Origin of the sequence: Nocardia spongicola, from assembly GCF_047200775.1 — a bacterium.
Lineage (GTDB): Bacteria > Actinomycetota > Actinomycetes > Mycobacteriales > Mycobacteriaceae > Nocardia.
In genome coordinates, this window is the sequence record NZ_JBJZOO010000001.1 from 1 (window position 1) to 13,720 (window position 13,720).

Annotated in this window: 13 protein-coding genes; 3 read left to right on the forward strand and 10 right to left on the reverse strand. The window is 67.2% G+C overall.

The window, feature by feature from the left end:
* Positions 1–384 precede the first annotated feature (384 nt).
* The 10 genes from ACL02S_RS00005 to ACL02S_RS00050 all read right to left on the reverse strand — a co-directional run bounded on the left by ACL02S_RS00005 (position 385) and on the right by ACL02S_RS00050 (position 12,166).
* Positions 385–1,299 (reverse strand): 3-methyladenine DNA glycosylase, encoded by a 915-nt coding sequence (locus ACL02S_RS00005; RefSeq protein WP_412801061.1) that lies wholly within the window; start codon positions 1,297–1,299, stop codon positions 385–387.
* Positions 1,300–1,490: 191 nt separating this feature from the next.
* A complete protein-coding gene (locus tag ACL02S_RS00010; protein ID WP_412800127.1) occupies positions 1,491–2,555 on the reverse strand; it encodes a hemolysin family protein in 1,065 nt (354 codons plus the stop codon).
* Positions 2,548–3,927, reverse strand: a complete 1,380-nt coding sequence (locus ACL02S_RS00015; RefSeq protein ID WP_412800128.1) for a hemolysin family protein — start codon at positions 3,925–3,927, stop codon at positions 2,548–2,550. Before ACL02S_RS00015 ends, ACL02S_RS00010 begins: the two co-directional genes overlap by 8 nt.
* A 248-nt stretch (positions 3,928–4,175) precedes the next feature.
* On the reverse strand, positions 4,176–5,612 hold the full coding sequence (locus tag ACL02S_RS00020; RefSeq protein ID WP_412800129.1) for a GuaB1 family IMP dehydrogenase-related protein: 1,437 nt from the start codon (positions 5,610–5,612) through the stop codon (positions 4,176–4,178).
* 221 nt (positions 5,613–5,833) lie between these two features.
* Positions 5,834–7,435 carry a DEAD/DEAH box helicase gene (locus ACL02S_RS00025; protein WP_412800130.1) on the reverse strand — a complete coding sequence of 534 codons (1,602 nt, stop codon included), beginning with the start codon at positions 7,433–7,435 and terminating at the stop codon, positions 5,834–5,836.
* A 175-nt stretch (positions 7,436–7,610) separates the two neighbouring features.
* The gene (locus ACL02S_RS00030) at positions 7,611–8,549 is read right to left on the reverse strand and encodes a M56 family metallopeptidase (protein ID WP_412800131.1); all 939 of its coding nucleotides are present in this window, start codon (positions 8,547–8,549) and stop codon (positions 7,611–7,613) included.
* A gap of 64 nt (positions 8,550–8,613) precedes the next feature.
* Positions 8,614–8,988 (reverse strand): BlaI/MecI/CopY family transcriptional regulator, encoded by a 375-nt coding sequence (locus tag ACL02S_RS00035; protein WP_412800132.1) that lies wholly within the window; start codon positions 8,986–8,988, stop codon positions 8,614–8,616.
* Positions 8,989–9,039: 51 nt separating this feature from the next.
* Positions 9,040–9,987 carry an ABC transporter ATP-binding protein gene (locus ACL02S_RS00040; protein WP_412800133.1) on the reverse strand — a complete coding sequence of 316 codons (948 nt, stop codon included), beginning with the start codon at positions 9,985–9,987 and terminating at the stop codon, positions 9,040–9,042.
* A complete protein-coding gene (locus ACL02S_RS00045; RefSeq protein ID WP_412800134.1) occupies positions 9,984–11,120 on the reverse strand; it encodes a FecCD family ABC transporter permease in 1,137 nt (378 codons plus the stop codon). Before ACL02S_RS00045 ends, ACL02S_RS00040 begins: the two co-directional genes overlap by 4 nt.
* Positions 11,120–12,166 (reverse strand): FecCD family ABC transporter permease, encoded by a 1,047-nt coding sequence (locus ACL02S_RS00050; protein ID WP_412800135.1) that lies wholly within the window; start codon positions 12,164–12,166, stop codon positions 11,120–11,122. The genes ACL02S_RS00045 and ACL02S_RS00050 overlap by 1 nt, the downstream gene beginning before the upstream one ends.
* A gap of 316 nt (positions 12,167–12,482) precedes the next feature.
* Here ACL02S_RS00050 and ACL02S_RS00055 point away from each other — a divergent pair, with 316 nt between their 5' ends.
* From ACL02S_RS00055 to ACL02S_RS00065, 3 genes are all read left to right on the forward strand, one after another.
* Positions 12,483–12,929, forward strand: a complete 447-nt coding sequence (locus tag ACL02S_RS00055) for a PaaI family thioesterase (protein WP_412800136.1) — start codon at positions 12,483–12,485, stop codon at positions 12,927–12,929.
* A gap of 79 nt (positions 12,930–13,008) precedes the next feature.
* Positions 13,009–13,311 (forward strand): urease subunit gamma, encoded by a 303-nt coding sequence (locus ACL02S_RS00060; RefSeq protein ID WP_412800137.1) that lies wholly within the window; start codon positions 13,009–13,011, stop codon positions 13,309–13,311.
* 9 nt (positions 13,312–13,320) lie between these two features.
* Positions 13,321–13,638 carry an urease subunit beta gene (locus tag ACL02S_RS00065; RefSeq protein WP_412800138.1) on the forward strand — a complete coding sequence of 106 codons (318 nt, stop codon included), beginning with the start codon at positions 13,321–13,323 and terminating at the stop codon, positions 13,636–13,638.
* Positions 13,639–13,720 lie beyond the last annotated feature (82 nt).

The window sequence follows — 13,720 nt, forward strand, 5'->3', positions numbered from 1 at the left end:
GTCGGGCGCATCATCGCGTCCCCCCACTTCGTCTTCGGAACGTGCTCGGAGTGACTGGGACAGTCACCACTTGGCTGAATGGTAGTGACGTTCGTCATGTTTCCGAGGGTTTTCGGTGAATTTCGTTGGTGCCGAACCGAAGTGTTCGATCGATCGGTATCCGGTGCCTGGGGCGGGTCAGGCTGATTCGCTTGGTTGTTGCGGAGGTACGGGTGGTAAGCAGTGCGAGTGACGGGACTCGCCGGATCGGAGCCGGGTCACCCCCCGCGCTACCCCGGTGCGCTCACCGTGCGCTATCTGCTTCTTCGGTGAAACCGCGACATCGCGTCCATGCCGAGCGAAAAGACCAGCTACTGCTACTTCTAAAGCTTCGAAACTCGTAACTCAGGCGTAAGCGAGCAGTTCCTGACAAGTGTTCAGCATCCCAGCGCGAACAGTCGCCGCACGGGATGCGATCTCGGACTGCCCGCGAACGTATTCGGCACGCCCGGCCGGTGTTTCGATCCGGATCGGCTGGTATCCGTACTCGGACAGGTCGTAGGGACTGGCGCGCATATCGAGTTCGCGAGCGGCGCAAGCCAGTTCGAAACAGTCCAGCAGGAGTTCGGAGGAGATCAGCGGGACCAGCTTGAAGCCCCATTTGTACAGATCCATGTTGGTGTGAAGGCAGCCGGGTTGTTCGTGGTCCGGCTGGCCCGCGCGGGTCAGGGCTTCGTTGTTGCGGCCTACCGCTTCGGGGGTGAAGAAGCGGTAGGCGTCGAAATGTGTGCAGCGCAGCGACATCGATTCGACAACGGCGTCGGTGTCTGCTTGTCCGAGCCGCAGGGGTACCTGCTGGTGACGGATGTCCTCGGCGCGATACACCATCGCCCACTCGTGCAGGCCGAAGCAGGACAACTGTGCGGGCCGGGTCGCGGTGGCGCGCAACAGGTTCGTGATGAACACCAGGGTGTCGTAGCGTTTGGCCAGATGGGCGGGGTCGGCGGTGTAGACATTGCCGGGCGGGGACTCCGGGGGGTTGTCCGCATAGATCGCCTGGATATCTGTATCGCTGAGACGGCGATACCCGCGGGCGCCGTCGTACTCGGCGGCATCTGCGAGCGCCACCCCGTAACCGGGGTGCCAGCGTCGTAACTGGGCGGGTTTGTGGCCGTAGTACGTGAACAGGAAGTCGATCACCGGATGTGTCGCTCCCCGCGCTCGCTGTGCGAGATAAGGGCCGATCAGATCATCGAGCCGGGCCCGGTGGGTGGTGGCGGCGGCTCGCCAGCGGGTACCGGGCACCAGCCGGACGCGCACGCCGTGTTCCTGTCCGGCGTGCGCGGGGTTCTGGGTGATCACGCTGTGTTCTCGCCTCCGGTCTCGATCGCGTACACGGTGTTCTTCTCTGGTGTACGCCGGGTCCTGCGGTGTTCTCGACTCCGGTCCGGACCGCTTATCGGGGTACCGGCCGGAGGAAGGCCGGTACCCCGATCGCGATACCGTGATCGTTAATCGATCATGCGGTGTGTCCCGTCCCGGACGGTGCCGACGAACTCTTCCACCAGATCTTCCAGGGCGACGATGCCGATGGTTTTGCCGCGCTCGTCGACCACCCGGCCGAGATGGCTGTTGGTGCGGCGCAGCCGCGCCAGCGCCTCGTAGAGCTGGGTGCCGGTGCCGAGAGTTGGCAGCGGACGGATATCGGTGCGCGGGATCGGCGTCGCGGGCCCGGCGCTCTCATCGGCGACTTTGTCGAGGACGTCCTTCACATGTAGATAGCCGACCAGCGAACCATCGCTCGCCCGCACCGGGTACCGGGAGAACCCGGTTTCGGCCACAGCGGATTCGATATCCCCGAGGGTGGTTCCGTTACCACGCAGTGGCACCGAACGGGCGTCGGCCAATCGCACCATCACATCGCCGACCACCCGGCTGCTGGTGCCGAGCGCCTGGGTGAGGCGTCGATGCTCTTCCGCGTCGAGCAGGCCTTCCGACCGTGACTCGCCGATCATCTCGGCCAGTTCGACGGTGGATACGGTGGCCTCCAGCTCGTCTTTCGGCTCGATCCGCAGCAGCCGCAGCGTCAGATTGGCGGCCATGTTGTACAGCGCGATCAGCGGACGGGCCAGCCGCAGCCACATCAGGTGTATCGGAACCAGCAGCAGAGCGCTGCGTTCCGGACCGGCCAGCGCGATGTTCTTCGGGATCATCTCGCCGAGCAGGATGTGCAGGATGACCACGATGGTCAGCGCGACGGCGAACGCTACCGGGTGGAGCAGTTGCTCGGGCAGGCCGATCAGCTCGAACGGGCCTTCCAGCAGATGCGCGACCGCGGGTTCGCCCACCCGGCCGAGCAGGATCGAGCAGATGGTGATGCCCAGCTGCGCGGCCGCGAGCATCATCGACAGGTTCTCGCCTGCCCGGATCACGGTGTTCGCATTGCGCTTGCCCTGCGCGGCCAGCGCTTCCAGCCGGTCCCTTCGAGCGGAGATGAGCGCGAACTCGGCGGCGACGAAGAAGGCGTTGCCGGCGAGCAGGACCACGGTGAGCAGCACGCCGAAGAGATCACCCATGGCTGTGCTCCCCCGGGGTGAGGACGCTCGCGGTGACCGGGATCAGGCGTACGCGGTCGATACGGTGTCCGTCCATCCGTTCGACCCTGGCGATCCAGCCGCCCTCGCCCTCGCCTTCCGCTGCCGACCACAGCACGCGCGGATTCGGCAGTGTGACTTCGTCACCGGCGTCCGGGATGCGGCCGAGCTTGGTCAGGACGAGCCCACCGAGGGTTTCGTACTCGCCTTCGGGGGCGTCGTATCCGGTCGACCGGGAGAGCTCGTCGATACGTAGCAGGCCCGAACAGTCCCAGCCGTCGGAGACGCGCCGTACGTCGCGCTCCTCCTCATCGTGTTCGTCACGGACGTCGCCGAGGATTTCCTCGATGATGTCCTCCATGGTGATCATGCCTGCTGTGCCGCCGTATTCGTCCACTACGAGGGCGACCTGCATACCGTCGGCGCGGATGCGTTCGAGCACTTCGTCTCCGTCCAGGCTGGCGGGCACGATCGGGACCGGGAGAGCGAGCATCGCCACCGGAGTGGTCCTACGTGCCGTCGCCGGATGCGTGAATGCCTGCTTGATGTGCACGAAGCCGAGGGTGTTGTCGAGATCGCCGTCGACCACCGGGAACCGGGAGTAGCCGGTGTGCCCGGCCGCGGCGATGAGATCGGCGATGGTGTCGTCCATATCCAGGGTTTCGATTTTCACCCGCGGTGTCATCAGTTCCTCGGCGCTGCGTTCGCCGAACTGTAGTGAGCGGTCTATCACTTGGGCGGTGCGCTGGTCGAGCGCGCCTCGCTGGGCCGAGGTGCGCACCAGGGAGCCGAGTTCCTGCGGTGAGCGGGCCGAACGCAACTCTTCGGTCGGTTCTACGCCCAGTCTGCGGACCACCCAGTTGGCGGTGCCGTTGAGGAAGTGGATCATCCACTTGAACACCATCGAGAAGGCGATCATCGGGCCTGCGGTGAGGCGCGCGGTGGCCAGCGGTTCGGCGATGGCGAGGTTCTTGGGCACCAGCTCGCCGTAGATCATCGACAGCGAGGTGGCCAGCACCAATGCCAACGCGAGCGCGATACCGCTCGCGGCGGCCTCGCTGAGCCCGATTCCGGTGAACATCGGGTCCAACAGCCGAGCCAGTACCGGTTCGGCGATATAACCGGTGATCAGTGTGGTGATGGTGATGCCGAGCTGGGCGCTGGAGAGCTGGAACGACAGGGTGCGGTGCGCTTTGCGAACCATCCTGGCACGTACATCGCCGGCGCGAGCGTGCGCCTCGACAGTGCTGCGCTCCAGTGCGGTGAGAGAGAACTCGGCAGCGACGAACAAGGCGGTGCCGATTGTGAGTGCGATGAATCCGAGCAGGCTGAGCAGGGTGAGTACGACAGACATTGTCAACACCACCCGAATGATGCAGCCGGGAAACGATAGGTGCGGAATAGGGCCACTATGGAGAAGGGCACGCCGGGTTTGTCACCCGGCTCGGTAGAGGAGCCCTCCTGTGTGGCGCCCTCGGACGCGGGTGACAACTGGATCCTTTCGCAAAATGTGGTGTGTCGCCGGTATCAGGCAGTCCCTATGTTACCGGCCCACGCGGCCGACCGCGTGGGCCACGCCCGATCGAATGAGCGTGTCGGTGCTCACCAACCGCTCGGCAGCGGACGGCCTTCGGCGAAACCGGCCGCGGATTGCACGCCGAGCACGGCCCTGTCGTGGAACTCGGCGAGGCTGCGCGCGCCCGCGTAGGTGCAGGCACTGCGGACCCCGGAACAGATGTGGTCGATGAGGTCCTCGACGCTAGGGCGTTCGGGGTCGAGCCGCATCCTGGAGCTGGAGATGCCCTCTTCGAACAGCGCCTTACGGGCGCGGTCGAATTCGCTGTCGGAGGCGGTGCGTGCGGCGACAGCGCGCTTGGAGGCCATGCCGAAGCTCTCCTTGTAGGCATTGCCGTCGCGGTCGACGCGCAGATCGCCGGGGGACTCGTAGGTACCTGCGAACCAGGAGCCGATCATCACGTTGGACGCGCCCGCGGCCAGTGCGAGCGCCACATCGCGGGGATGGCGTACGCCGCCGTCGGCCCAGATGTGCACGCCGAGTTCCTTGGCGGCGGCGGCGCATTCCGCCACCGCGGAGAACTGGGGGCGGCCGACACCGGTCATCATCCTGGTGGTGCACATGGCGCCGGGACCGACGCCGACCTTGATGATGTCCGCGCCAGCCGCGGCGAGATCTCTGGTGCCCGCCGCGGAGACCACATTGCCCGCAACCAGCGGAAGGCCGAGACCGAGATCGCGAATCGCGGCGAGAGTTTCGAGCATCTTGCTCTGATGGCCGTGCGCGGTATCGATGACCAGCAGATCGGCGCCCGCGTCCCGGAGGGCCTTGGCCTTGGCCGCGACATCACCGTTGATACCGACCGCGGCCGCTACGCGCAGCTTGCCCGCGGCGTCGACAGCGGGCTGGTAGATGCCCGCGCGGACGGCGCCGGTGCGGGTGAGTACCCCGGTCAAAGCGCCGTCAGGGGCGGTGAGTACGGCGAAGTCGGCGTGCTCGGCGTGCAACAGATCGAACAGATCACGCGGGGTGGTGCTCGCCGGAGCCCGGACGAAATCGTCGGCCACGACCTCGCGCAGCCGGGCGAAGCGGTCGACATCCGCGCAGGCGGCCTCGGTGACCACACCGACAGGGCGCCCGTCGTCGACCACGACGACAGCGCCGTGCGCGCGTTTGTGCATGAGAGCGAGGGCCTCGGAGACCGAATGGTCGGGGCCGAGGGTGACCGGCGTGTCGACGGTGAGCGAGCGGCTCTTGACGAAAGCGATGGTGTCGGCGGCCGCGGTGATCGGCAGGTCTTGGGGGAGAACGACGATGCCGCCGCGGCGGGCCACGGTCTCGGCCATCCTGCGCCCGGCGACAGCGGTCATATTGGCCACGACGATCGGGATGGTGGTGCCGGACCCGTCAGCCGTCGAGAGATCGACGTCGAAACGCGACGCGACATCCGTCTGATTCGGAACCAGGAAGATGTCGTCGTAGGTCAGGTCGTACGGCGGCTGATGGCCGGGGAGAAAGCGCACTTGACCGATGATAACCGGGCGCCGATCGGGTGCGCTGTCCACCCACCCTCCTACGATGCGGCGCTCTGTTTCCGGCCGGGTGGCGCGGGTGCGTGCGGCGGTGCGCACTGTTGCCGATACCGGCCCCCGATCCAGAGCGCACACCGGCGGATCCGCGCGGTGCCGCGGGATCCGCCGAGATCACGCCGCCGCCGATGGCGGCGTGGCTAGTGGGTCCTCGGTCAGTGGAGGCGACTCGGCGATTGCTGCTCGCGCGGGGCTTGTCGCCGCTTTCTTCCGTGCGCCCCACCTGCCGCACGCCCTCCGGCCCGGCCTGCCTTGGTACCGGAACCACGAACCGGCGCCGCGTCGGCGGCCCCGCTCCGGCGTGGCGCCGCATTGCCCGCCGTCGATCTTCCGGTGCGCTTCCCACCGTCCCGGCTACCGGTCGTCGCCGTACCAGGTGCCTCGTCCCGGTGCGCCACCGACCCTGGTCGTCCGTGTGATGTGGTGGTCCGGCCCGCACCCCGGCCTTTCGCTGTGGCCGGGGCCGCGCTCTTGCGCGGTTTCCTGCGCGGCGGTTTCGCCGTGCCCGCTGTGGGCGCCTGCGCCGTTGTGGTCGGTGCGGTCGGCGCAGGCACCGGGCGGCCGGATGGTCGGCGTGCTCCGGTGATCTCGATCAACGTGCGGTTGCCAGGGCCGACCTCGACCCGGTCGACGTCGACGCCTGCCTTACGTGCCATCGCATCGACCTCAGCGCGTTGCTCATCGAGTACCAGCGTGACCACCACGCCGTCCTCGCCCGCACGGGCGGTGCGCCCGGCGCGGTGCAGATATGCCTTCGATTCGGCAGGGGGATCGACGTGCACGACGAGGGAGATGTTGTCGATGTGGATACCACGTGCCGCGACATCGGTGGTGACCAGCACCGGTACCGAGCCGTCGGCGAACGCGGCGAGTGTGCGGGTCCGATTGTTCTGTGCTTTGCCGCCGTGCAGCGCACCCGCCGCGATGCCCGCGCCGCGTAGTTGTTTCGCGAGCCGGTCGGCGCCGTGTTTGGTGCGGACGAACATGATGGTCAGCCCGTCCCTGGCCGCGATCTCGGTGGTGACCGCCCGTTTGGCCGCCGTATCGCGCACATACAACAGGTGATGCGACATCGTGGTGACCGACGCCGATGGCGGTGCGGTGGAATGCGTGACCGGTGCGTGCAGGTAGCGCTTGACCAGCTTGTCGACTTCGCCGTCCAGGGTGGCCGAGAACAACAGGCGCTGACCGTCTCGGGGGGTGCGGTCCAGCAGCTTGGTCACCTGTGGCAGAAAACCCATATCGGCCATGTGGTCGGCTTCGTCCAGTGCGGTGATCAGCACATCGGACAGGTCGGCGTCTCCCTGGGCGAGCAGGTCGGCCAGCCGGCCAGGGGTGGCGATCAGCAGGTCGACACCACGGGCGAGCCGAGCGGCTTGGCGCTTGATCGGCGCGCCGCCGACCACCGCGGCCACTCGGAGACCGAGCGCGAGCGCGGGCTCGTCGAGCACCCGCTCGATCTGTGCGGCCAGCTCGCGGGTTGGTACCAGCACAAGTCCGCGCGGGCGCCTTGGCGCGGCCGGGGCGCCCATCAGGCGGGTGAGCATCGGGAGACCGAAGGCCAGGGTCTTTCCTGAACCTGTCGGACCACGGCCGAGCACGTCCTTGCCTGCCAGGATGGCCGGTGCCGTGGCGGCTTGGATCGGGAACGGCGTCTCGATGCCGTCGCGTCGCAGTGCCTGCACGAGCACAGCGGGCAGCCCCAGATCCGCGAAGGTCGCGGGGGACGCCGTGGCCACGGTGGGCGAGGGGGTCACGAGGAATGTGCCTTTCGTCGCACAGCACGTTCGATACGGAACGTACTGTTCAGTGGAATCGAGCGGCACACTGCGGTGCACCGCGCTGCGGGGCGGTGCGATGACGCGCGCCGAACGCCCGGAGGACGTGTCCGACCAGAGGGCGGACCGAGGATCCAGGATACGTGCTCCGGAATCAGGCGCGCAGCAACCGGCTCAGTTCCACCAGCCAGGGCATCGCGACGGCCTGCGTCGGCACCACCAGGATGGCGATCGAACCGAGATAGGCGGCTGTGGTGATGCGCACATCGCCGATCCGGTCGCTGAGTCGCTGGATGCGGATGAGCGTGGTGGGGCCGCCCGCGGCGAGGGCGCCCTGCGGCGCGGTGGACTTCGAGCACGCCACGAGGGCGCGGGCCAGCGGTTTCGGTCCGGTGACCTTGACAGCCGAATCATCGGCGAGTAGCTCGATCAGCAATTTCACCGAACCGAGCGCGGCCTTGCTGCGCACTATTCGTGGGAACGCCTCGTGGACCGCGGTGAACGCCTCCAAGACCAGATCGTGCCTGGCCCGCAGATGCGAACGCTCATGGCTGACGATGGCGGCGACCTCGGCGTCGGCGAGGTTGTTGAGCGTGCCTGCGCTGAGCACGACGCGGCGGCGCAGGCCGGGTAAGCAGTAGGCGATCGGTTCGGTGGCGGACAGCACCCGGATGTCGGCGGCGCGCTGGTGCGGATCACTCTGGTCGAGCAGGTCCACGAGCATGCGATGGCGCGAGCGCCGCCTGCGGGTGTGCACGGCGACCCGGACGATCGCGTAGAGCAGCCGGGCGCCGATCAGCAGGGTGAGCCCTAAGACGAAGACGTACGCCGACCACAGCGGCAGGCCGAGCGCCTCGATCTCATGGGTCGGCACCGTGGTCGGACGTCCGTCCGGGCCGGGAACCAGCAGTTCGCTGGCGATCGCCAGTCCGGAGCCGAAGGCGCTGAGCACAGCGGCGAGCGCGATGGCCTGCCAGAGCACCAACGCTGCGCGGGGGGTTCGGTAAGGCCAGGTTGCCCGGCTGAGCAAAGTGGGGGCAGGCCCGGCGAGAAGCAATGCGAGTCCGGCGAAAACCGGGGCGGTTGCGTTCATCGACTCAGCTCACTGCGTTGTGGGGCCAGGATGCCCGCGAGTCTACTGTGGTGTTGCCGAGTCTTCAGTCCTCGGTCGCTTCGAGCTTGGCGAGTGCTTCGCGTAGTGCGGCGGCCTCGTCCTTGCCGACCTGCTCCACGAAGTGCACCAGCGCGGCGGCGCGGCTGCCTGCTTCGTCGGCCTGTTGTAACGCGTCGAACATCAGGCCTGCCACGAGTTCGTCGCGAGTGTGCACCGGCGCGTAACGGTGTGCGCGGTCATCACGCTGCTGGACTACCAGGTTCTTCTTCGCCAAGCGTTGTAGCACGGTCATCACTGTGGTGTAAGCGAGTTCGCGGCGTGTGGCGAGTGCTTCGTGCACTTGCCGCACCGTTTGCGGTTCGTCAGTCGACCACAGTTGGTCCATGACCGCTTTCTCGAGCTCCCCAAGACCTGCCATTCCATAATTCTACGCAACAGTGCCGCGGCGTACTACAAAGTGTCGTAACCATCAAGTGTCCGTTGTGTCACCTTTTACGGTTGTGTCACTTTTCGCGGCTGTGAGTTCCCGAGTCGGCCCGCCCGCCTTCCCGCGCACATGTCTGGTGCCGATCGGCACGATCATCGGCCTACCCGATACCGGATCCTCCAGTACCGCGGCGTCGAGATCGAAGACTTCGCGCAGCAGTTCGACCGATACGACCTCGGCCGGGGCGCCGGTGGCGACGACACGCCCGGCGTGCATCACCACCAGGTTGTCGCTGTAGCGGATCGCGAGATTCAGATCGTGTAGCACCATGACCACAGTGCGGCCCAGTTCCGCGTGTAACCGGTCGACCAGATCGAGTACTTCGATCGAATGCGCCAGATCCAGATAGGTGGTCGGCTCGTCGAGCAGCAGGATATCGGTGCCTTGCGCCAGCGCCATGGAGATCCAGGCGCGTTGGCGCTGACCGCCGGACAGCTCATCGAGGGCACGGTCGGCCAGATCGGCGATGCCTGTATTCGCCAGCGCGGCGGTGACCTCGGCTTCGTCTGTCGCTGACCACTGCCGGAACCAGGATTGGTGCGGGTGGCGTCCCCGTGCGACGAGGTCGGTGACGGTGAGTCCTTCCGGAGCGACCGGTGACTGCGGGAGCATCCCGATGATCCGGGCCACGTCCTTGGTCTTCATCGTCGAAATGGCTTTGCCGTCCAGTAGGACCCGACCGGTCTGTGGACGCAGCAGGCGGCCGAGCGAACGCAGCAGGGTGGACTTTCCGCAGCCGTTCGGTCCGATCACAGTAGTGATCACACCGGGGGTGATGTCCAGGCTCAGCCCGTCGACGATCATCCGTTCGCCATAGCCGAGCGTGACGCCATCGGCGGCGAGTCGGTGCCGCGCCGGCGGGTTCGGCCGACCGGCGGTTGCGCCGGTCGTGGTGTCCGAGTAGGGGGTGGTGTCCGCGATCGTCGTCACAGCGTCGTCTTCCGGTTCATACGTACGAGCAGATACAGCAGGAATGGGCCACCGAACATCGCGGTCACGGTGCCGAGGGGTAGATCGACAGGGAAGAGCGTGCGGGCGATGACATCCGCTCCGATCACCACGATGGCTCCGACCAGGGCCGCGCCGATGAGCGGTTCGCCGGGGGTGCGCAGCAGGCGGCGGGCGATCTGCGGCGCGGCGAGGGCCACGAAGCTGATCGGTCCTACGGCGGCGGTCGCCACCGAGGCGGCGACCACGGCAGCGCCGATCAGCACGGCCTGCTGGGTCTGTATCCGCACGCCGAGCGCGCGTGTGGTCTCGGTGCCGAGACGTAGTGCGGCGAGGGTGCGCGCGGAGCCGAGGGCGATGAGGGCGACGAGGGCGATGGTGAGTGCCACGGGCACAAGGTGCGCGGTATCGGCCGTATTGAGTGATCCGGTCAGCCATTGTTGTGCCCGCTGGGCGTCCTCCAGGCTGGCGCGCGCGAGCAGCCAGCTGATACCCGCCATCAGCAGAGCGTTCACGCCGACACCGATCAGCACCAACCGCAGTCCGGTGGCGCCGTGCCCGCCGGTGCTGCTACGGCCCCAGGCGAGCAGGTAGATGACCACCGCGGTGAGCAGTCCACCGGCCAGCGCGGCCAGCGGCGCGGCGACAGCGGCGGCCATCCCGCTGCTCGCGCCACCGGTGACGACCACTGTGATTACCGCGCCGAGGCTCGCACCGGAGGTGATGCCGAGCATGTCCGGCGCGGCCATCGGGTTGTGCAGGATGGACTGGGTGAGCGCACCGGCCAGCCCGAGCGCGAGCCCGACCATCAGTGCGGTGAGTGCGCGGGGCAGCCGGGATTCCAGCACGATGAACCGCTGTGCTCTGGTGCCACCGCCGGTCAGCACGTCCAGGACTCGGCTGAGCGACAGGTGTGAATCGCCGACCGCGATATCGAGGCACAGCAATCCCAGCATAAGCGCGGTCAGCACCACGACGATCAGCACCATCCGTGGCCGCAGCACCACCGACAGTGGTCCGGTTCGCAGCGCCTGCCTGGTGTTCGTCCTGGGGGTGGATTGTTCGGCTGGTATGGGGCCGGTCGGTGTAGGAGCCGGCGTGGAAGAGGAAAGCATCACAGGCTCACCAGCTTCCGGCGGCGCACGACCGCGAGGAAGACCGGGGCGCCGAGCGCGGCGAGCATGACCCCGACCTCTAGTTCGCCGGGGCGGACCACAAGGCGGCCCGCGATATCCGCGATCAGCAGCAGTAACGCGCCGAAGAGTGCGGAGTAGGGGATCAACCAGCGATAGTCCGGTCCGGTCACGGCCCGCGCGATATGCGGGACGGTGAGCCCGAGGAAGGCGATCGGTCCTACTGCCGCCGTCGCGGCGCCCGCCAGCAGGACGATGGCCGCCAGCCCGAGTGCCCGGCTGCGGCCGATGTTTACGCCGAGGCCGCGCGCGACCTCGTCACCGAGGGTGAGCAGATTCAGCCCGGGCGCCGCCAGTACCGCCAGCAGCGCGCCTGCCGCCAGGAAGGGGAGTACCTGCCAGAACACCCCGGCGTCCCGACCTGCGACCGTGCCGACCACCCAGAACCGGTAGGTGTCCAAGGCCGATGCGTCGAGTAGCACCACCGTATTGGTCAGCGCCTGCAGGAACGCGGTCACCGCCGCACCGGCGAGCACCAGCGTGAGCGGGCTCGCCGCGCCGCCACCAGTGGCCGAGATCCCGAATACCACCAGCCCGGCGAGCAGTGCTCCGGCGAATGCGAACCAGATGTATTGGCCCGGTGTGGTGAAGGAGAACAAGTACACGCTCAATGCCGCGAGGAAGGCCGCGCCCGCGTTGAGCCCGAGCAGTCCGGCGTCGGCGAGCGGGTTTCGGGTGTAGCCCTGGATGAGCGCGCCCGCGATGCCGAGCGCCGCCCCGCAGACCAGCGCGAGCGCGGTGCGAGGGAAGCGCAGGCTGCGCACGATCTGTTCTTCGGTGGACTCGGCCGCGCAGGTGAACGGTCCGCCGGGACAGGTGAGTGCGTGGTGCACCGTGTCGTACACGGTTCCCGGCGCGATGGATCTGGCGCCGATCGCGATACCGGCTGCTACGGCGAGCAGGAGCAGGATAGTCGCGGCGAGGAGTCCGGAAAGACGGCGACGCCGCACGCTGACGGGAAAGGTCACGACGACAGACGGCTCCTGACTCGATAGGGCAAGCAAGACTGGTAAGCCTAACCTATCTTTCATTACCGGCGATGCGGGACCAGATGTCCACTGCTCGTGTGAATTCGCCGAATGCGAGTCGGGATGTATTGGTTGCAAACTTAGGTAAGCCTGGCCTATAGTCAGAGTGGCGTACGGATCGCAGGAGTGTCCCGAGGGCTGCGGTGACCCCCGATCCCGTGCCGCGAAGGGCCCCGCCGTCCGGCGGGGCCCTTCGCTCCGTATTCCGCTGCGAGCCTGCGGCGGCGGGCCACACGTCTTATGCGACAGTGAATGCATGACACAGCAGGAAACTGGACGCCTCGGTTCGCTGATCGGCATCACGCCCGAACAGATGAACGCCTACAGCGAGGGTACTTTCGCCGATCTGATCGGTTTGCGCTACACCGAGCTCACCCCGGACCGGGTGCGTGGTGAGTGGGTCGTCAAACCGCATCTCTATCAGCCTGCGGGCATCCAGAACGGTGGGGTGTACTGCACTGTCATCGAAACGCTCGCCAGCCTCGGCGCCGGGCTCTGGTTCGGTGACCAAGGCACGGTGGTCGGGGTCAACAACAACACCGATTTCCTGCGCGCGGTCCGTGACGGCACGCTGTCCGGCGTGGCGACACCATTGCATCGCGGCAGGCTCCAGCAGCTGTGGCAGGTGGTCATCACCGATGAGCAGGAGCGTGCGGTCGCTCGCGGGCAGGTGCGATTGCAGAACTTGCCGCATCGTTCCTGAGCGCGCTCATGCGGCAGCGCCGGAACGGGCGTGCCAGAATGTTCACCACCCATGCACTGCGACCCGGTGAGGAGCCCGGATGCGACTGTCGCCGCACGAGCAGGAGCGCCTGTTGCTCAGCTACGCTGCCGAATTGGCCCGGCGCAGGCAGGCGCGCGGACTGAAGCTGAACCACCCTGAGGCGGTCGCGCTGATCACCGATCACGTGCTCGAAGGCGCGCGCGACGGCCGCACCGTCGCCGAACTGATGTCCTCGGGGCGAACGGTTCTCACCCGTGCCGATGTGCTGGAGGGGGTACCGGAGATGATTCACGACGTCCAGGTCGAGGCGACCTTCCCGGATGGAACCAAACTCGTCACCGTGCACCACCCGATCGGTTAGGAGAACCGTGTGATTCCGGGCGAATACCTGTGCGCCGAGGGTGTGATCGAACTGAACGCCGGGGCCGATCGAATCGAGCTCGACGTGTTGAACACCGGTGACCGGCCGGTGCAGGTCGGCAGCCATGTGCATTTCCCGCAGGCCAATGCCGCGTTGCGGTTCGACCGTGCGGCAGCGCACGGCCGCCGCCTCGACATTCCGGCGGGTACTGCGGTGCGGTTCGAACCCGGTCTCGCCCAGCGGATTCCGCTGATTCCGCTGGGAGGAACCCGGGAGGTGTACGGCATCAGCCGTACACCTCCCGGGCATCTGGACGGTACCGCGTGAGCGGTCAGGCCCGGAGGCGGGAGCGCAGCGTAGCCACGGAGGGCCCCGCTCATGCTGGAAGTGGATACCGCGTGAGCGGTCA